Source organism: Cognatishimia activa (genome assembly GCF_026016445.1).
In the GTDB taxonomy this organism is placed as follows: Bacteria; Pseudomonadota; Alphaproteobacteria; order Rhodobacterales; family Rhodobacteraceae; genus Cognatishimia; species Cognatishimia activa_B.
The window spans coordinates 532,501-551,676 of sequence record NZ_CP096147.1; the positions used below are offsets into that span (position 1 = coordinate 532,501).

The 19,176-nt window shown below is 55.9% G+C and carries 16 protein-coding genes and 2 rRNA genes (1 of these 18 only partly in view); 7 read left to right on the forward strand and 11 right to left on the reverse strand.

Annotation, left to right across the window (positions count from 1 at the left end; translation table 11 throughout):
• The 6 genes from M0D42_RS02585 to M0D42_RS02610 form a co-directional block, all read left to right on the forward strand.
• Positions 1-1,698: ribosomal RNA gene (locus M0D42_RS02585) — 23S ribosomal RNA — on the forward strand; it begins 1,134 nt to the left of the window's first position.
• 132 nt (positions 1,699-1,830) lie between these two features.
• Positions 1,831-1,945: ribosomal RNA gene (gene rrf, locus M0D42_RS02590) — 5S ribosomal RNA — on the forward strand.
• Positions 1,946-2,111: 166 nt separating this feature from the next.
• A complete protein-coding gene (locus M0D42_RS02595) occupies positions 2,112-2,840 on the forward strand; it encodes a hypothetical protein (RefSeq protein WP_265020051.1) in 729 nt (242 codons plus the stop codon).
• Positions 2,841-3,035: 195 nt separating this feature from the next.
• Complete coding sequence (locus M0D42_RS02600; protein WP_265020052.1) at positions 3,036-3,650, forward strand: TetR/AcrR family transcriptional regulator; 615 nt, start codon at positions 3,036-3,038, stop codon at positions 3,648-3,650.
• Positions 3,651-3,663: 13 nt separating this feature from the next.
• Positions 3,664-4,653 (forward strand): MDR family oxidoreductase, encoded by a 990-nt coding sequence (locus M0D42_RS02605; RefSeq protein WP_265020053.1) that lies wholly within the window; start codon positions 3,664-3,666, stop codon positions 4,651-4,653.
• A 187-nt stretch (positions 4,654-4,840) separates the two neighbouring features.
• Entirely contained in the window at positions 4,841-6,775 is a 1,935-nt protein-coding gene (locus M0D42_RS02610; RefSeq protein WP_265020054.1) for an acyl CoA:acetate/3-ketoacid CoA transferase, read from the forward strand.
• On the opposite strand, the gene cobF is transcribed toward M0D42_RS02610, so the two are convergent.
• The 6 genes from cobF to cbiE are packed head-to-tail and all read right to left on the reverse strand — an operon-like array spanning position 6,767 to position 11,930.
• Positions 6,767-7,525 (reverse strand): precorrin-6A synthase (deacetylating), encoded by a 759-nt coding sequence (gene cobF, locus M0D42_RS02615; protein ID WP_265020055.1) that lies wholly within the window; start codon positions 7,523-7,525, stop codon positions 6,767-6,769. The genes M0D42_RS02610 and cobF overlap by 9 nt on opposite strands.
• Before the next feature lie 3 nt (positions 7,526-7,528).
• Positions 7,529-8,248, reverse strand: coding sequence for a uroporphyrinogen-III C-methyltransferase (gene cobA, locus M0D42_RS02620; RefSeq protein ID WP_265020056.1), 720 nt, complete (start codon positions 8,246-8,248; stop codon positions 7,529-7,531).
• Positions 8,245-9,561: a cobyrinate a,c-diamide synthase gene (locus M0D42_RS02625; protein ID WP_419195957.1), complete on the reverse strand. Its 1,317-nt coding sequence runs from the start codon at positions 9,559-9,561 to the stop codon at positions 8,245-8,247. The genes cobA and M0D42_RS02625 overlap by 4 nt, the downstream gene beginning before the upstream one ends.
• Before the next feature lies 1 nt (position 9,562).
• Positions 9,563-10,357, reverse strand: coding sequence for a precorrin-4 C(11)-methyltransferase (gene cobM, locus M0D42_RS02630; RefSeq protein ID WP_265020057.1), 795 nt, complete (start codon positions 10,355-10,357; stop codon positions 9,563-9,565).
• Positions 10,354-10,728: a cobalamin biosynthesis protein gene (locus tag M0D42_RS02635; RefSeq protein ID WP_265020058.1), complete on the reverse strand. Its 375-nt coding sequence runs from the start codon at positions 10,726-10,728 to the stop codon at positions 10,354-10,356. Before M0D42_RS02635 ends, cobM begins: the two co-directional genes overlap by 4 nt.
• Entirely contained in the window at positions 10,725-11,930 is a 1,206-nt protein-coding gene (gene cbiE / locus M0D42_RS02640; RefSeq protein WP_265020059.1) for a precorrin-6y C5,15-methyltransferase (decarboxylating) subunit CbiE, read from the reverse strand. The genes M0D42_RS02635 and cbiE overlap by 4 nt, the downstream gene beginning before the upstream one ends.
• On the opposite strand from cbiE, the gene M0D42_RS02645 reads away from it, so the two are divergent.
• Positions 11,929-12,687, forward strand: coding sequence for a cobalt-precorrin-6A reductase (locus tag M0D42_RS02645; protein WP_265020060.1), 759 nt, complete (start codon positions 11,929-11,931; stop codon positions 12,685-12,687). The genes cbiE and M0D42_RS02645 overlap by 2 nt on opposite strands.
• On the opposite strand, the gene cobJ is transcribed toward M0D42_RS02645, so the two are convergent.
• Genes cobJ through cobN form a run of 5 tightly spaced genes read right to left on the reverse strand, consistent with a single transcriptional unit; the run spans position 12,660 to position 19,170 of the window.
• Positions 12,660-13,412, reverse strand: a complete 753-nt coding sequence (gene cobJ, locus M0D42_RS02650) for a precorrin-3B C(17)-methyltransferase (protein ID WP_265020061.1) — start codon at positions 13,410-13,412, stop codon at positions 12,660-12,662. The two genes, M0D42_RS02645 and cobJ, sit on opposite strands and share 28 nt — an antisense overlap.
• Positions 13,409-14,134, reverse strand: coding sequence for a precorrin-2 C(20)-methyltransferase (locus M0D42_RS02655; RefSeq protein ID WP_265020062.1), 726 nt, complete (start codon positions 14,132-14,134; stop codon positions 13,409-13,411). Before M0D42_RS02655 ends, cobJ begins: the two co-directional genes overlap by 4 nt.
• Before the next feature lie 4 nt (positions 14,135-14,138).
• The gene (locus M0D42_RS02660; protein ID WP_265020063.1) at positions 14,139-14,768 is read right to left on the reverse strand and encodes a precorrin-8X methylmutase; all 630 of its coding nucleotides are present in this window, start codon (positions 14,766-14,768) and stop codon (positions 14,139-14,141) included.
• Positions 14,768-15,898 (reverse strand): cobalamin biosynthesis protein CobG, encoded by a 1,131-nt coding sequence (locus M0D42_RS02665; RefSeq protein ID WP_265020064.1) that lies wholly within the window; start codon positions 15,896-15,898, stop codon positions 14,768-14,770. Before M0D42_RS02665 ends, M0D42_RS02660 begins: the two co-directional genes overlap by 1 nt.
• Positions 15,895-19,170 carry a cobaltochelatase subunit CobN gene (gene cobN, locus M0D42_RS02670; RefSeq protein WP_265020065.1) on the reverse strand — a complete coding sequence of 1,092 codons (3,276 nt, stop codon included), beginning with the start codon at positions 19,168-19,170 and terminating at the stop codon, positions 15,895-15,897. The genes M0D42_RS02665 and cobN overlap by 4 nt, the downstream gene beginning before the upstream one ends.
• Between the last annotated feature and the right edge of the window lie 6 nt (positions 19,171-19,176).

Sequence of the window (19,176 nt, forward strand, 5' to 3'; positions counted from 1 at the left end):
AAGTTGTCCTGCGGCGAAGATGTAACTGGGCTCAAGCCATGAGCCGAAGTCTAGGATGCACATAGTGCATGGTAGCAGAGCGTAGTGTGACATAGTTCCAATCCTCTTTAGCATTCTTCGGAATGTCATGGAGGATATGGAGCTTTCGATGAAGCGGGCGCGTGAGCGATCCCGTGGAGAGATCACTAGTGAGAATGATGACATGAGTAGCGACAAAGAGTGTGAGAGACACTCTCGCCGAAAGTCCAAGGGTTCCTGCTTAAAGCTAATCTGAGCAGGGTAAGCCGACCCCTAAGGCGAGGCCGAAAGGCGTAGTCGATGGGAACCAGGTTAATATTCCTGGGCCAGATGGAAGTGACGGATCGTGAAGGTTGTTCACCCTTATTGGATTGGGTGGGCCGCTAATCGGTTCCTGGAAATAGCTCCATCATGAGATCGTACCCTAAACCGACACAGGTGGACTGGTAGAGCATACCAAGGCGCTTGAGAGAACGATGTTGAAGGAACTCGGCAAAATACCTCCGTAAGTTCGCGAGAAGGAGGCCCAGTTTCTACGCAAGTATTGACTGGGGGCACAAACCAGGGGGTGGCGACTGTTTACTAAAAACACAGGGCTCTGCGAAGTCGCAAGACGACGTATAGGGTCTGACGCCTGCCCGGTGCCTGAAGGTTAAAAGGAGGGGTGAGAGCCTCGAATTGAAGCCCAGGTAAACGGCGGCCGTAACTATAACGGTCCTAAGGTAGCGAAATTCCTTGTCGGGTAAGTTCCGACCTGCACGAATGGCGTAACGACTTCCCCGCTGTCTCCAACATCGCACTCAGCGAAATTGAATTGCCTGTCAAGATGCAGGCTTCCCGCGGTTAGACGGAAAGACCCCGTGCACCTTTACTACAGCTTCACACTGGCATCAGGCCATGCATGTGCAGGATAGGTGGTGGGCATTGAAACCGGAACGCCAGTTCCGGTCGAGCCTCCCTTGAGATACCACCCTTGCATTGCTTGATGTCTAACCGCGGTCCGTTATCCGGATCCGGGACCCTGTGTGGCGGGTAGTTTGACTGGGGCGGTCGCCTCCTAAAGCGTAACGGAGGCGCGCGAAGGTTGGCTCAGAGCGGTCGGAAATCGCTCGTTGAGTGCAATGGCAGAAGCCAGCCTGACTGCGAGACTGACAAGTCGAGCAGAGTCGAAAGACGGCCATAGTGATCCGGTGGTCCCGAGTGGAAGGGCCATCGCTCAACGGATAAAAGGTACGCCGGGGATAACAGGCTGATACTGCCCAAGAGTCCATATCGACGGCAGTGTTTGGCACCTCGATGTCGGCTCATCTCATCCTGGGGCTGGAGCAGGTCCCAAGGGTACGGCTGTTCGCCGTTTAAAGAGGTACGTGAGCTGGGTTTAGAACGTCGTGAGACAGTTCGGTCCCTATCTGCCGTGGGTGTAGGATACTTGAGAGGAGTTGCCCCTAGTACGAGAGGACCGGGGTGAACGATCCACTGGTGGACCTGTTGTTGCGCCAGCAGCAGTGCAGGGTAGCTATGATCGGACAGGATAACCGCTGAAGGCATCTAAGCGGGAAGCCCCCCTCAAAACAAGGTATCCCTGAGGGCCGTGGTAGACCACCACGTCGATAGGCCGGAGATGTAAGTGCAGTAATGCATTCAGTTGACCGGTACTAATGGCCCGATAGGCTTGATTTGATCCAGTAATAGACAGACATCACTGGAACCAAACAAGTCATACACAACACAATCAGTAATACTGACTTGGACAACACCGAATAAGTTTGAATTGGCTAAAGCCAATATCAAACTGCTTATCTATTTACTCGGTTTGGTGATCATAGCACGAGTGAAACACCCGGTCCCATTCCGAACCCGGCCGTTAAGCACCGTTGCGCCGATGGTACTGCATCTTAAGGTGTGGGAGAGTAGGGCATCGCCAAACCTAGTAAATAGATAAACAAAAATATGTATCTCTCATAAACGATGACATATGCACAGGCCGCCCGATGGGCGGCTTTCGTGTTTCTAGAATCCCGTACCAGCTTAAACGAAGTATCAACAAGTTTCTCCTATGTGTTTGTGCATATCTCCGGAGAAACTGGCTAGGCATGCGCAAAATTTGGTCAATTTACCTATCGGTATTGCTCGTTCATTTCTTGGCTGTACCCGTAAGCCGGGCAGGGGCAGAAGAAATTGATTGGGTCATGATTGAAGCGCGACTAGTGCCCCAAAACTGTTCGAAACCTCTGGAGTGCGTCCCAAAATCGTCCTTGATCTTACGAAACCTCGCTTTCATGGAGCAGGATGAGACACGGGAGTTGGCATTATTTCTGAATCGTATTGCGACGGTTCGGGGGATCGATGCCAAAGATAACTTGAATTATTCCTCGCCGATGATGATCCAAACGCTGCATCAGAAGCCGAAGGCGGATAAACCGCTCCTTCTGAAAGGCCATCCCGGTGTCTATTTTGATTCAGCCACATTAGATTCCATTTCGGAATCTAAGGCGTTTTCCGAATTCGTCCGCGTTCAGCTTTCAGCTGCGGGGGTTAGGTTTCTATCGAAAGAAGAGGTGGAACACATACCTGGTCGCCCGAAGATGAGTATTCGTTTTAATCGACATCGAGAGAGTGAGGGATGTATCATTCCTTTTTCAGTCTCCATGTCCATATCCGAAGAGACTGTATTGGTACGCAATCCTGCTCTTAAGACCACAAGTACGATCTGGTCAGGGTCAGTACGAGAAAACCTTGCGAATAGAAATTACCGTCCGGAGAGTGCGATCCGGGAGTTGGTCGAAAAGTTCCTGGCCGATTGGAATGCCGCTCAGGCATAGTGTCTGAAGGTACGCCCGAACCCACGTGGCAGTGAAGAAGAGGTACGCCCTCCCCAATGGGGGAAGTCTCGTGAAGCCCGAAATTGAGGATCAGATTGTGAACGGGTTTCCATAAAATTTTTGCGCTCCAAATCGCCACTTTATTTAATAGACTTTACAGTCTATTAAATATTTATGTCATCGGAACCCTCAGGATTGCCCAAAAAACGGGGACGCCCGAAAAGGGATCCTTCAACTTCTGAGACGCGGCAAAAACTGCTGCGCACAGGTCTCGCCTATCTGACGGAACGTGGGTACTCCTCTGTCGGGATAGATGAAATTCTGGCGTCATCAGGCGTGCCAAAGGGAAGTTTTTACCATTATTTCAGGAACAAAGCGGAGTTTGGCAGCGCTTTAATCGAATCCTACGACGCCTACTTTGTGGACAAGTTGGAGCGTTCACTAGACCGCAAGGACTTAAAGCCGCTGCAGCAGTTGCGCGCCTTCACTGAAGATGCGCAGGCCGGGATGGCGCGGCATGGGTTTCGACGTGGATGCCTCATTGGAAATCTTGGCCAGGAAATGGCCTCGCTCCCTGAAGCCTATCGGGAAAAGATCATTCAAGTTCTGGAAGGCTGGCAAGATCGTGTCGCGGAGTGTCTGGAGCGCGCGCAGTCTGAAGGCAGCCTTTCTACACATCATGATTCAGAGGCATTAGCAGCCTACTTTTGGATCGGCTGGGAGGGCGCGGTTTTGCGTGCCAAGCTCGAACACCTCCCAGACCCACTCAAGATCTTCGTGGATGGATTTTTCGCATCATTAAAAGCCTGAAGGAGGGCAGATCATGTTCAAAGCCATAGTGATCGACAAAGAGGGAGATAGTCAGGTTGTCGGCTATCATGAGATCGGCGATGCGCAACTGCCCGAGGGCGATGTGCTTGTTGACGTGGCCTACTCCACTTTGAATTACAAAGACGGACTGGCCATCACTGGCAGCGCCCCGATTGTGCGCCAATATCCACTTACGCCAGGGGTCGACTTCTCTGGCGTGGTTGCAGAGAGTGCTCACCCCGACTTCAAAGCCGGTGACCGTGTGGTTCTAAACGGCTGGGGCGTTGGAGAGAAACACTCTGGAGGGCTTGCTGAACGCGCACGTGTTAAAGGTGATTGGCTTGTGCACCTTCCAGAAGGGCTGTCCCTGCGTGAAGCCATGGTGATTGGCACAGCAGGTTACACGGCAATGCTTTGCGTATTGGCGCTGGAAAAACACGGCATCACTCCAGACGCAGGCGAAGTCGTTGTCACTGGGGCTGCTGGTGGGGTCGGCAGCGTTGCGCTCGCGCTTTTGTCGGCCAAAGGATACGAGATCGCTGCGGTGACGGGGCGAGATGGTGAAGCCGATTATCTGAAAACACTCGGCGCGACCAGCATTGTGCCGCGCGAAGAGCTGGAAGGCAAAGTCAGACCTCTTGCCAAAGAACGTTGGGCCGGAGGAATTGACGTTGTCGGCAGCACGATATTGGCCAATGTTCTTGCGGCGACGAAATATAACGGCTGCGTCGCTGCCTGCGGTCTAGCAGCAGGGATGGACTTGCCAAGCAGCGTCGCCCCATTCATTTTGCGGGGTGTCACACTCGCAGGCATTGACAGTGTCATGTGCCCCAAGCCAGAGCGTATGGCGGCCTGGGCGCGTCTTGCAACAGATCTGGATCTTAGCAAACTACAAAACATGGCTGTGGAAATTGCATTTGATGAGGTGCTTGAGGCCGCCCCCAAATTGCTTGCAGGACAGGTGCGCGGAAGGGTCGTAATACCCATCAATCCATCGCTATAAGAGACCCCCTGCACACTTCGGTATTCTGTTGTGTGCAGAATATTCATATATTTCAGAGCCTTAATTGCCGCTCCTCCGAAGGATGATGGCGTATTTGTTAGGTCGTGGGTCTCATTTTTGCTGAAAACTCCTTTGTGCGAACTGCTCCTTCCCAGGGCTTTCAAGGGGCAGCGGCAAGGGGGACCTTATGCAAGATAAAATCACTACCGCCGATCAGGCCATGGCACTCATCCGGGACGGGGATGTCGTGACTACAACTGGATTTGTTCAGAGCTGCATTCCAGAGATGTTGCACGCGGCTTTGGAAAAACGATTTCTGGAAAAAAGCCATCCCAGAGACCTTACATTGGTCATGTGCGCCGGCGCCGGCGACAGTAAAGGGCTTGGTACCGGGCGTCTCTACCATGACGGGCTGCTGAAACGCGTGATCGCTGGTAACTTTGGTCGCATGCCGAAAGTGGCGCAGGCGGCCATCGATGAAAAGATCTGCGGCTACAATCTCCCACAGGGGGTCATTTCACAGCTGTATCGTGCCTGTGCTGCAGGACAGCCGGGGCTGTTTTCTAAAGTTGGGCTGCACACGTTTGTTGATCCGCGACTTGGCGGCGGCAAGGTCAATAAACGCACTAAAGAGGACATAGTGAAGAGCCATGTCATCGATGGCGAAGAGTGGCTGTTTTACAAAGCCACCAAGATTGATGTGGCCTTTATTCGTGGAACAAGCGCTGATCCCAAGGGCAATATCTCGATGGAGAAAGAAGCGCTGACGCTTGACTGTCTGGCGCAGGCCATGGCGGCGCACAACAACGGTGGTATCGTAATTGCTCAGGTGGAGCGCATTGTCGAAGAAGGGTCTATTCCGCCAAAGAACGTCAAGATCCCTGGCCTCCTGGTCGACTGTGTGGTTGTCGCGGACTCAGAAGAGATGCACCGCATGAATTATGGGGTCATGTATGATCCAGGCCTCTCTGGCGAAATTCGTGTGCCAACCAAAGGCATGCCAAAGATGCCTTTGGATCAACGAAAGATCATTGCGCGCCGTGCGGCTTTTGAGCTGCCGCCGAATGGGGCGGTAAACCTTGGCGTTGGCGCCCCCGATGGGGTTGCGGCGATTGCCAACGAAGAGAAGGTAACGCCTTACATCACGCTGACCACTGAAGCCGGGGCCGTTGGTGGCGTTCTTGCTGGCGGGTCGAGTTTCGGCTCCTCTCGGAATGCCCATGCCATCATGGATCAAAACCAAATGTTTGATTTCTATGACGGCGGCGGCTTGGATCTGACCTGTCTTGGCATGGCGGAATGTGACCAACTGGGGAATGTGAACTCTTCACGATTTGGGGGGAAACTCAATGGTTCTGGTGGTTTCATCAATATCTCCCAAAACTCACGCGCTGTGGTCTTTGCCGGCACCTTTACGGCTGGCGGATTGAAAGTCGCGATCAAGGATGGTGAACTGAAAATCCTCGAAGAGGGGCGCAATCGCAAATTCGTTCAAGAGATTGAGCAGGTTACGTTCTCTGGCACCTATGCTGGGGGTCGCAATCAACCCGTACTCTATGTCACGGAACGCTGTGTCTTCCAGCTGACATCTCGGGGCATTGAACTGATCGAGGTCGCGCCGGGGATCGATATTGAAAGAGACATCTTAGCACATATGGATTTCACCCCGATCATGGAGAACGTCATCCAGATGGATGCGCGCATTTTCCAAGATAAACCTATGGGTCTTTTGGATGACCTTCTGAACGCCAATCTCGCAGATCGCGTGACCTATGAGGCGGAGCGCAACATGATGTTTGTGAACCTCGAAGGTTGGAGCATCAAGAAGAAGCAAGACGTTGAAGATCTGACACGGGTTTTGGAAGACGCCTGTAAAAAGACCGGTCGAAAGGTGAAGTCGATTGTGAACCAGAATGGCTTCCGTGTGGCAGAAGACCTTTATGAAGATTATATGAAATCAGTGGTTTACCTTCTGAAACGATACAGCATCACCACAGCACATTTCTCAACCAGCGCCTTCATGCGTCTGAAAATGCAAGAAGCGTTGTCCAGCCGCAGCCTGAGGCCGCATATCTTTGAAACCTCTGAAGAGGCGCGCTTTGCCTTGGAGGGATCAGACTGATTTGCGGCGCATCAGGTAGATATCCATGATCCAACCATTTTCAGCCCGCGCTTCGGCGCGGGTTTTGATGATCTTATCTTTAACATCACCAAGAGCACCTTCGCAGAGAACCTGCTGCGGCATGCCGACATAGCCTCCCCAGTAGATATCAATGCCGTCTGGTGTGATGTGCTGGAAGGAACATTCTCCATCAAGCATCACTGCGACGGTATCTGCTTCATTTGGCCATCCGTGGTCCCGGAGTTGCCGGCCTGTGGTAATAAGGACAGGTGCGCCCAAGTCATTCAGAGGGATCGCATGAGCAGCGGTCAGCATCTGTAACGAGGTGATCCCGGGTATGACGTTGACATCAATATCCAGTCCCTGCGCTTTCAGCCGCTCAGCGATCCTTAGGGTGCTGTCATAGAGCGAAGGATCGCCCCAGACCATTAGCGCCACATGGGCTCGCGCTCCGGCGTGCTGGTCAATCAAACCCGCCCAAATTGACGCAAGCGCGTCGTGCCATGTATTCACACCATCCAGATATTTGGGCGTAGAGGCATCGCGGATTGGATAGTCAAACTCAACCACATCTGGCGCTGCACTCAGAACTTCTGACACAATTCCCCGACGCAGATCCGCAAGCTCTGTCTTTTCATCGCCTTTGCGCGGCAAGAGGATTAAATCGGCAGCTTCAAGCGTCTTGATCGCCTGTAGCGTCAGATGATCCGGGTTGCCGGACCCAATGCCAACCAAAGACAGGGTGATCATCGGCTAAGCCTCCGCCAATTCGCCAAAGAGGATCAGACCGGGAGCAGAGGTGATCTCGGATGCAAGCTTCATGGCGAGCGCTTCCATGGTTGTGCGCTCCAGCGTCTGTTCTGGGTGACTGACGTTCTCGGCAAGCAAAGCTGGGCAGTCACGGCGCAAACCTGTCGCAAAGAGCTTCTCTGCGAGTTCCGGGAAGGTGCGCTTTGGCATGAACAACACTGTGGTTGCGCCGGGGTCTGCGAGCGATTGTAAATTCAGATCACCGGGAAGGGCGCCAGCCACGTCATGGCCCGTTACAAACTGAACCCGACGCGCGACAAGGCGGCGGGTAAGCGGGATGCCAGCGGCGGCGGCGGCCGCACAGGCCGAAGTCACGCCGGGGATGATTTCATAGTCGATGCCTGCCGATTTCAGCGCTGTGATTTCTTCTTCCAACCGACCGAAAATGCCTGAGTCACCGGACTTCAAACGCACCACATGTGCGCCGGTTTTGGCGTAATCCACCAGCAGCTGGCTGACGTGGTCTTGTTTCGGGGAAGGCCGTCCGGCGCGCTTGCCTACGCCCACAAGATCAGCCTCTGGGCTGGCATGTTCCAAAATTGGACCAGAACTCAGGTCATCAAACAGGATCGCCTGCGCTTTTTGAAGCCGGTTCACTGCTTTGACGGTCAATAGCTCCGGGTCGCCGGGTCCTGAGCTGACGAAACTGACAAATCCACTCATGATGTGGCCTCTGCGATCAGATGGAAGAACGTGCCCGTGACATGGCCTTTGACGGAACCGGTTTCTGGCACCGGATTGCCGTCGGCATCACCCACCTGCGCCAGTGGTTCGTCAGGCTCTTCCAAGATAGTTGAATAGTGGAACTCGTGTCCGCGCAGGCGTTCGCCAGAGCTAAAGCCCAACATCGGTGCATTCAATGTTGCTTGACGATAGCCGAGATGGAATTTGCGCTTTTCGTAAGAGGTTACAAGCCCCAGAAGGCCGAGCATTTCATGCCGGTTGCCTTCCTTATCAATCAACGCCTCACCTATGGCCATATAGGCCCCGCATTCGCCGTGCACCGGTTTGGTTTCGGCGTGTTTTCGCACCGCGCTGCGGAAATTTGTCGCCGCGGCGAGCTGCCCTGCATGCAACTCCGGGTACCCGCCAGGTAGCCAGACCAGATCTGCATCAAGAGCAGGGGCCTCGTCAGCTAACGGCGAGAAAGGCGTAATTTCAGCGCCTGCGGCGCGCCAGCCTTCGACAAGGTGTGGATAGGTAAAGCTGAAGGCAGCATCCTGCGCCATGGCGATTTTCTGCGCTGGAGGCTGGGGCAATGCTCCGGTGTGCGCCGGCCCAGCCGCAGCAGCGGTTTTAATCGCTTCAAGGTCAACGTTTTCCCGCAAGAAAGCTGCATAGCCTGCAATGGCTGCTTCGAGGTCAGGGTGCTCGACAGCTTGGATCAAGCCCAAGTGGCGTTCTGGCAGTGCGAGATCACCTCGACGAGGTAGAACACCAAGCACTTTGACACCTGCTTTTTCCATGCCAAGGCGCGTTAGACGTTCGTGACGCGGGCTGGCGCAACGGTTCAAGATAACACCAGCGAAAGGCACTTCGGGATTGTAGGATTTGAACCCCAGCGCGGTTGCGGCAGCGGATTGCGCCTGACCACCCACGTCGATGACGAGAACAACCGGCCAACCCATGGTCAATGCGGTTTCGGCTGAGGAGCCAAACCCGCTTTCGCCTTTGGTCGCAACACCGTCAAAGAGCCCCATTGAACCTTCTGCAACGATGATATCCGCGCCTTTTGACTGTTGTGACACCCCTCCTATCAAACTGTCATGCATCGCCCAAGTGTCGATGTTGAAAGACGGCCGACCAGCCGCCGCGCGGTGGAAGGCAGGGTCAATATAGTCTGGCCCTGACTTAAATGGCTGAACGTTCAAACCGTCTTCGGCCAGTGCCCTAAGGAGGCCCAGCATCACAGTTGTTTTGCCGGTCCCTGAAGAGGGAGCGGAGATAAGAATGCCCGGAGGGGTCGTCATTGCCATGTCAGTCGTCTCCATGGTTCCAGCTGGACCACGGGCTATTGGCGGTCTGGGGCCGGTACCTGCGGTCATAATCGGTGGCGTATAGGCAGCTTTCGTCAAAACCTTCACCCGCCAAGGCGGGGCCGACAAGGATCAGGGCTGTCCGGGTGACGTGCTCGGGCACGTCGGCCTGCATTTTCGCCAGTGAGGTGCGAATGATCTCCTGATCTGGCCAGCTGGCGCGATAGACCACGGCAACCGGGCAGTCTGAGCCGTAATGCGGGGTCAGATCGGAAATAACTTTCTCAACATTGCCGATGGACAGGTGGATTGCCAGAGTGGCGCCTGTCTTTGCAAAGTTCGAAAGGGTTTCACCGTCTGGCATGGAGGATGCGCGTCCGGGCGTCCGGGTCAGCACAACCGATTGCGCCAATCCGGGCAGCGTCAGCTCAGTGCCCAAAGCCGCCGCGGCAGCCGCAAAGCTGGGTACGCCAGGAGTTACAGACACCGGAATGTTTTCGGCTTTCAGACGACGGAGCTGTTCTCCCATAGCGGACCATACGGACAGATCTCCAGAATGGATGCGGGCCACATCTTTACCGGCCTCTGTGGCCGCTTTGCACTCAGCAACGATGGCATCCAAATCCAATGGGGCCGTGTTCACGATGCGCGCGCCTTCTGGGCAATGGGACAGGATTTCATCCGGTACCAACGAGCCCGCATAGAGGCAAACCGGGCTGCTTGCGATCAGATCGCGGCCCCGCAGTGTGATCAAATCGGCGGCACCCGGTCCGGCGCCGATAAAGTGAACGGTCATGTGTTTTGTCCTTCAGACGAGGTCATCGCTAAGGCACATGTAGCCATGCGATCCTCTGAAATATGGCGTGCAGCGATCAACCGGCCTTCTGCGCCAGTCGCAACCAAAGCGCAAGCTTCAGCCACGCTACCAGTCCCGCGTTTTTCGATAACTTTCTGGGCCTGTGTTTGGGTTTTCACAGATTGCATCGCATCTGCTGAAATCCTGTGCACTGGCAGATCAAGCTCTGCTGCCAGCTGTTTGAAACACAGCGCACCGGCCTTGTCATCAGGCACGGCGATGGCATCGGCACCGCCACCCAGCTTGTCATAGGCGTCTTTCAGGCTGCGCGCCGTTGCTTCGGCCCGGAAACCAAATCCTGCGATAATCATAGGGTGACGCTCCATTGTACGATTGGGTAACTGGCCTTCCAGCCGCGTTTGCTGCCAAGCGGTTTGCTTTCACTGACTTCAAACCGCATGAGGTCACCCCCTTTTGACGCGTGCCATTGCGCCAACAAAATTTCGGCCTCAAGTGTGACACCGTTGGCCACCAGACGTGTGCCCGCGGCAAGGTTGCCCCACAGCCAGTCCAGCATCTCGGCGCTGATGCCGCCGCCAATGAAGACAACATCGGGTTTGGGCACGTCACATAGAACAGCGGGTGCCGCGCCTGTTACAACGGATAGGGTTACGCCAAATTCGGCTGCATTTTCAGCGATACGCTCCGCGCGCGTCTCGTCGATCTCAAAGGCTGTCGCAGACAGGCTAGGATGAGCCAGAAGCCACTCGATGCTGATCGAGCCTGAGCCACCGCCAATGTCCCAAAGATGCTCGCCATGTTTGGGAGCAAGGGCAGACAGGGTCAACGCGCGCACGGGGCGTTTTGTGATCTGACCATCGTTGGCAAACAAACTGTCCGGGCGACCGGAAGTAAGGGGCAGGTGAGCGCCATCGCCTGCAACCTCCAGACCCACGCTGACCGGGTGGGCAATGTCGTCTGGGAATTGCGTTGCTGTCACGGTTCGAACGCGTTCTCGCGGACCACCAAGAGCTTCGAGAACATGAACTGCGCTTGCGCCAAAACCAGCGCCATCGAGCCAGTTGCCCAGGTCCTTTACGGCTTGTCCATCACGCATCGTGCAGAGAAGGCGTTGGCCTTCCGAAAGATGTGGGCGCAACCGCGCAAAGGGCGCTGCGTGCAGGCCGAAACAGGGCGTGCTTTCCAATGCCCAGCCAAGTTTCGCGGCCGCATGGGACATTGTGCCGACTGCTGGTAGAACGTGCCACTCAGCCGGATTCATATCGCGGGTGATGGATGTTCCAGCACCGTGCCAAAAAGGATCGCCTGAGGCCAGCGCGACGGTTCTGCGCCCTTTGTAGGACTTGAGAACGGAAAGCCCATCCGCGAAGGGAACTGGCCATTCAATCAACTCGGCACTCACTTCGGGCAGCAGCCCCAGGTGGCGTTTGGCGCCCATGATGATTTCTGCGTCTTGCAGTGCCTTCAGGCTTGCAGGCGGCAGCCCATCTGCGCCATCTTCGCCCAAACCAACGATGGTCAGCCAAGGCGCAACATTAGGATCAGCAGACATGACGCAGCACCTCCTTATTCTGGGTGGCACAACCGAAGCCAGTGCCTTGGCCAAACTTGTCGCTTCGCGGGGGCTGCAAGCCACCTTTAGCTACGCCGGACGTGTGGCCAATCCGAAGGTTCAGCCTCTTCCGACGCGCGAAGGTGGTTTTGGCGGTTCTGACGGTTTGGCGCAATACATTCGCGACCAAAACATTAGCCATGTCATTGATGCTACACACCCTTTTGCCGCGCAGATGAGCTGGAACGCTTTTGAAGCTTGCCGGGCAACTGGGGTAAATTTGACTGCTTTGACCCGTCCGGCCTGGCAACCTGTGGTGGGCGACCGCTGGCAGGTCGTTCCTGATATGGCAGGCGCGGTTACTGCGTTGAGAGGTCCAGCGAAGCGCGTGATGTTGGCGCTGGGACGGTTGCATATGAATGAATTCGCCCTCCAGCCGCAACACCACTACGTCCTGAGATTGGTTGACGCGCCCGACGTGCCGCCAGCCTTGCCCAACCACTCGGTTGTTGTCGCGCGAGGGCCGTTTGACGTCGCCGGAGACACGGCGCTTTTTCAGAAACACAATGTCGATGTCGTTGTTTGCAAAAACGCCGGAGGCACCGGTGCTGCGGCCAAAATTGAAGCGGCGCGCGCGTTGAACCTTCCGGTCATTATGATTGACCGACCCAAACTGCCCGAGCGCCCAGAAGTGGCGACACCCGATGCTGTTTTGGATTGGGTTGCAGCTCATCCTTCCACCGATCGTGGTGTGTAAACCAAAGGCGCTCCGTCGCGTTCGATGATCCGAGTTTGAGAAGACCCCAGCAGTACGACTGTGCGCATGTCTGCCATGTCTTCTGTCACTTCGGTCAGCGGGACGATTTTGATGGTTTGATCGGGCCGGCTCACGTTGCGGGCAAAGATCATTGGGCGCGCGTCACCGCAGGCTTCACGGAGAGCCTTCAGGGCTTTGCCAAATCCTTCGGGACGGGACTTAGAGCGAGGGTTGTAAAACGCCATCGCAAAATCGGCTTCAGCAGCCAGTCGCAACCGTTTTTCAATCAGCGCCCAGGGCTTCATGTTGTCGCTGAGATTGATGGCGCAGAAATCATGGCCAAGCGGTGCGCCGCAAGCAGCAGAGGCCGCCAGCATCGCGGTGATGCCAGGAAGGACTTGAATGTCGAGATTTCGCCAATGGGGTTCGCCGTGTTCCACAGCTTCCAGGACTGCCGCGGCCATGGCAAACACGCCAGGATCACCGGAGGACACCACAACAACGCGCTTTCCGTCGGTAGCCATTTCCAACGCATGACGCGAGCGGTCGATTTCGACGCGATTGTCTGATGCGTGTTTGGTCAAGCCCTCGCGGGCAGGGATACGCTCCACATAGGGGATATACCCAACAACATCAGTGGCTTGGTCAATGGCGGCCTGAACCTCTGGGGTGACAAGATAGTCATTTCCCGGACCGATGCCAACGATAATGACTGAGCCAGTCATGGACGCCGACCTTGGCCGTGCACCACAATGATCGAGAAGTAGGGGGTTACGTTTTCTGTCACTTCAGAAAGTTTGTTGACGGTTTGCTTTCCCATGGTCGCGAATTGCACCAAATAGGCATCGTCAAACTTGCCACCGGCTTTCAATGCGCGGATGACCTTTTCGAAGTTGGTTCCAATTTTCATGATCACCAAAGCGTCTGTGTCAGCAATATGCTGGGTGAGCTTCTCTTCACCCAGCGTGCCCATCAGAACCGTCAGCACGTCGTCGCCCCAGGTGATGGGCGCCCCAGTCGCTGTCCATGCGCCAGACATGCCTGTGATAGCCGGGACAACCTCGGTAGGTACGTGGTCTTTCACACGGGTGTAGATGTGCATGAAGGAGCCGTAGAAGAACGGGTCGCCTTCGCAGAGCACAACAACGTCTTCGCCGGATTTTGCCAGTGCAATCAGATGATCGGTGACTTCAGCATAGAAGCGCGACAGCATCTCATTGTAGCGCGGATCGGTCAGCGGGATTTCTGTTGTGACGGGATATTCCATTGGGAATTCAACCGCGCCAGCAGGGATCATCCCATCAACAATTGCGCGCGCCTGACCCTTGCGACCCGCTTTGCGGAAGAAGGCCACGTGTTTGGCGTTTGTTAGCAGACGATGTGTCTTGACGCTCATCAGGTCGGGATCACCCGGACCAAGACCAATGCCGTAAATGGTTCCACTCATTGGATTATTCCTTCCGGCTGGCGATGGCGTTGATCGCGGCAACTGTCATCGCCGAACCGCCCAAGCGGCCCTCAACAATCATGCAGGGCACAGGTTGATCCTGCCAAAGCGCGTCTTTGGATTCCATTGCGCCGACAAATCCCACCGGGCAGCCAATGATCGCCGCCGGGCGTGGGCACTCTGGGTCTTCAAGCATATTCAGCAGATGAAAAAGCGCGGTCGGCGCATTGCCAATCGCGACGATGGACCCGCCGATGCGGTCCCGCCAATGTTCCAAGGCCGCAGCGGAGCGAGTATTGCCGATTTCCTTGGCCAGCTCATAGATACCGTCAGCATGCAATGTGCAGATGACATCGTTATCGGCAGGCAAGCGCGGGCGCGTGACACCTTCGGAAACCATGCGGGCATCACAGAAAATGGGTGCGCCGTTTTCCATGGCTTCGCGCGCGGCGGCGACCATACCCGGAGTGAATTTCACAAATTTCTCAAGCCCAACCATGCCCGCGGCATGGATCATACGCACAACGACCTGTTCTTCGTCTTTGTCAAAGCCTGCCAGGTCTGCCTCGCGTCGGATCGTTGCAAAGCTTTCGTCGTAAATGGCCTGGCCATTCTTTTCATAATCATAAGGCATCAAAACTCTCCGATGCGGTCTAGCAGGTCTTTAGGGCTTAGGCCGGTCAGGGATGGCTCATCCCATGGCAGCCCGTTTTTCACAAGATCAAAGCGGCCATCGTGGCCGACAAGGGTCATTTCAGATTTACGCGGACGCGCGCAGCCTTTGGAGCAGCCGCTGACGTGAAGCCGTGCATTCGTGCTTGCTGCCAGCTTTTTGGCAATCTCGCGCGTTTCCACCGTCGAAGAGGTGCACAATGGCGCGCCGGGGCAGGCGTCGACGTTGAGAAGTGGATCATCTGGATCGGTTACAAAGGCGGTGGATTTCACAGGCGCTGCGTCTTCCGTCATAAACAGACGCCATGGCGTCACGCGCAGCGCGCGGCAACCGCTGGTTTTGACCAGCTCAGACAGCTGCGTTGACTCGATCTGCCCAAAGGGTGCACCGTAATAGGTTCCAAGCTCGGTTTGGCCGACTTCAGGCATTGAGCCATCCAGAACAGTCGATGCGGTTTGCCAGTCAGCTGGCAGTGGTGTGGTTTTGACATGTTGTGCCATACGTCGAGACGTGGCTCCGCCAGTCTCCGCAAACCAATGCGCCATTTCAATGGCCGCTGAAATTGTCTCTGCCTCTGCAACAGCACGACCTTTGGCACAGCCATCCGCGCGAACAACAATGTTTTTCCCAGAACGTTCGATCCGAATGTCTGCAGAGTTCTCGTGAAAGGCTGGGGCATCACCCGTGTCGACGGCAAAGCCGAATTTTGCAGGCAATTCGGGTAGCTCCGCGAGCCGCGCGTAAAGTTCCTTTGCGAGCCTTTTGGTCACGTCGCCATCCCGCCAATCAGGGGCAATCAGAATATTGCGCCGCGCTTCGAGCGCTGGATCGTCTGGTAGAAGGTCAAGCGCATTCAACTCTTGTAGTAGCGCCTCATGGTCTTCTTCACGCACGCCACGGATCTGTAGATTGGCGCGGCTGGTAAGGTCAATCAGGCCAGAGCCAAACTTGACGGATAAGTTGCAAAGACCCAAAGCCTGATCGGCTGTCACTCTTGCCATGATTGGGCGCACCCGCACCACAAGCCCATCGCCTGACATCATGGGGCGATAGGCACCTGGGCACCAGCCTTTGGCTACTGGTCGTGTCATGCGGTCGCCTCAAGTTCTGCCAAAATGGAATTGCGTCTGGTTTGCCAAAGACCAGCTTCAAAGAGTGCCGCAAAGCGATCGCGCATCGCTGTGAGAGCTTGTGGATTGTTTTCTTTTAGAAACTCTACGATGGCTTCATCGCCCAGTGTGGCCTCATGGTAGGCATCAAAAAGGGCTGGGTGCACCGCATCGGCCAGATGCGCAAAGGCGGCCATGTGTTCAAGAGTTGCAGCAATTTCCGCTCCTCCCCGGAAGCCATGGCGCATCATGCCCGCCAGCCAATCCGGGTTGGTCGCGCGAGCGTGCACGACGCGGGCGACTTCTTCGTCCAGTGTACGCGCACGTGGTTTCTCCGGGTTGCTCGCGTCCAGATGGTAGATTGCTGCGTTGCCGCCGGTAATGCCCTGCGCCGCTTTGAACCCGGCTTCGTGGCTGGCGTAGTCGACTGCCAGAAGGATATCGGTTTCCGGCATATCTTGAAGATGCACAAAGCTATCGGCGGCTGCCACGCGGTCGCGGATACCAGTTTGATCCTGATGCGGCTGGTCGTTGTCGAGCGCCCAGCTTGAAGCCGAGAGCCAAGCTTCGCCTGCGCGTGACTTGGCATCTTGGCCATAGTCCGTCAGGTGCCCCATGCCGAGACCGTAGCTGCCAGGTGCAGGTCCATAGACACGCGGGGCAGGGGGATGACCGGAGAAGGGGTTCCAATCAGCGCTTTCTTCGCGATCCGCGAGCGCGCGGACGGCTTGAGAAAACAGTGCAGAGAGCGTTGGGAAAACATCGCGGAAAAGCCCGGAGACACGCAGGGTAACGTCTAAGCGGGGGCGTTCCAGCATGGCGATCGGCAGGATTTCTACGCCTGAAACGCGTTCGGAGCCTTCGTCCCAGACCGGCTTAGCCCCAAGCAGATGCAGCGCCATGGCGAATTCCTCGCCTGCTGTACGCATGGTCGCAGAGCCCCAGAGGTCCACGATCAGGTTTTTTGGATAATCCCCTTCGTCTTGTAGGTGTTTGCGCACGAGCTCTTCAGCGAGTTTCACCCCCTGCGCATAGGCCGCGCGGGTCGGTACGCTGCGGGGGTCTGTTGTGAAAAGGTTGCGTCCTGTTGGCAAAACATCCGTGCGGCCACGATAGGGAGAACCCGATGGGCCCGCCTCAATGCGCTTGCCTTCCAGCGCCCGGATCAGGGCGGTGCGTTCAGAGGCTGCAGAGGGCGCGGCGTCAAAAGCGGATTGGTTGTCTGGGACGCGACCATAGATGTGCAGACCGTCGCCAAACTGGCTTTCTTTGATGTCACAAACAAAAGTATCGATCCGGGTGATGGCCTCAGCCAGAGATGTGGCCTCGTCCATGCCGAGTTGATCTGCAAGTCCAAGTGCTTCGGCCTCTGTGCGGATGTTATCTTGCAGACGGTCGCGGCGCTTCGGATCCAAGCCGTCGGCGTTTGAAAACTCGTCGAGCAGATTTTCCAGGTAGGCAAAGCGCTGTGGCGCTGCGCTTTCTTTCAGTGGGGGTGGTACATGGCCCAGGGTCACTGCGCCAATGCGGCGTTTGGCCTGAGCCGCCTCGCCGGGATCGTTTACGATGAAAGGATATATGACCGGGCGGTGGCCTGTAAGGACTTCAGGCCAGCATTCGCCAGAAAGGGCGACAGATTTACCTGGTAGCCATTCAAGCGTGCCGTGCGCGCCGACATGTACGATAGCATGGGTGTCGAACTGTTGTTGGAGCCAGAGATAGAAGGCGACGTAGCTGTGGCGCGGGGTGCGGGCGAGATCGTGGTATTCGTCTTCGCGTTCGGCATCAGACCCACGTTCTGGCTGCAGAGCGATCAGCAGGTTGCCGCGTTGGGTTGCCGCAAACCGGAAGCTGCCGTTCTCGCAGGATGGGTCATTCACCGGGGTGCCCCAAACCTCAAGCAGGTCGTCTTGCAAAGACTGAGGGAGCTGTTTCAGAGCGACTTGGTAGTCGGTAACCGACCACGTGATACTCTCAGAAGAAAGTGCATCCTGGAGTGGCGCAGCTTTGGAAACATGCAAGCCTTGTTCGCTGAAATCATCCGCGATGGTTTCGGCGCTTGCGATGGCGTCCAGACCGACAGCATGGGCCATGTTCCAATCCTGACCCGGGTAGGTCGAGAGAATCATGGCTACGCGTTTTTCAGGCATGGGCGTTTGATTCAAGCGCACCCAGTTGCAGACCTTATCAGCAATTGCTGCAATACGATCTGGATGGGCACGGTGACCAAAGCGAGAGTACTCCAGCTGCGGGTCTTTTTTGCCGGGTTCTTTGAAGCTGGCAACCCCTGAGAAGAGACGGCCATCGACTTCAGGCAAAACCACGTGCATGGCAAGGTCAGATGGGGCGAGACCGCGCTCGGCTTCGGCCCAGGCTTTCTTGCGACTGGTGGCAAGCGCCATTTGAAAAACAGGTGCATCGGTGGAATCAAGCGGCGAAGTGCCGTCATCACCTTTGCCGGAAAAGGCCGTGGCGTTTACGATGGCTGCGGGCTGGAGGTTTTGTAGCGTATTTGCCAGCCATACCGCGGCTTCAGGCTGTTTGAGGGTTGGAGCAAAGAGGCCTAAGACCTCATAGCCGCGGGACTCAAATTCTGTCGCAAGCGCTTCGATAGGTGCTAGGTCAGCGGCTGTCAGATAAGAGCGATAAAAGGACAGTACCACCAGGGGGTTGTCTGTCTGGCGTTTCGCTTCACAAACGCCAAGATCAGGCCGCCACGCCCCGAAACCCGGCACGGTTTTGCTGCCCATAACGGGTTTCGCATAGAGGCCTGCTGCCAATGCAAGCTGCGCCAAGGCTGCCTGAGCAGCCACCGCCCCACCTGTGTCACAGAGATGAGTAAGACGATCCAAAGTGGATTTCGGAAGGGTTGAAACCTCATCCAATCGGCTGTCTGGGCGCCCATCGGCAGGCAAGATCGCAAGAGCGACGCCTTTGCGGCGCGCCAAATCCTGAAGTTGCTGAATGCCGTAAGACCAATAGGGAATGCCGCCGATCAGGCGTACAAGAATGGCTTTGGCACCTTCCAAGGTCTGCTCGACGTAGGTGTCGACTGACAGGGGGTGTTTCAAAGCGGTCAGATTGGCGAGCCGCAGTGTCGGCAAATCGCCATTCGCGCGATGCCAGCCTGCCGCGAAAGCGCCGAGATCACTGTCAGAGAAAGATAAAACCACAAGATCGGCTGGGCTTTGACCCAGATCCATAGGGGTTTCACTTTCTTCTAACCTGTGGCTTTCGCGAAAGACGACATGCATGGCGGT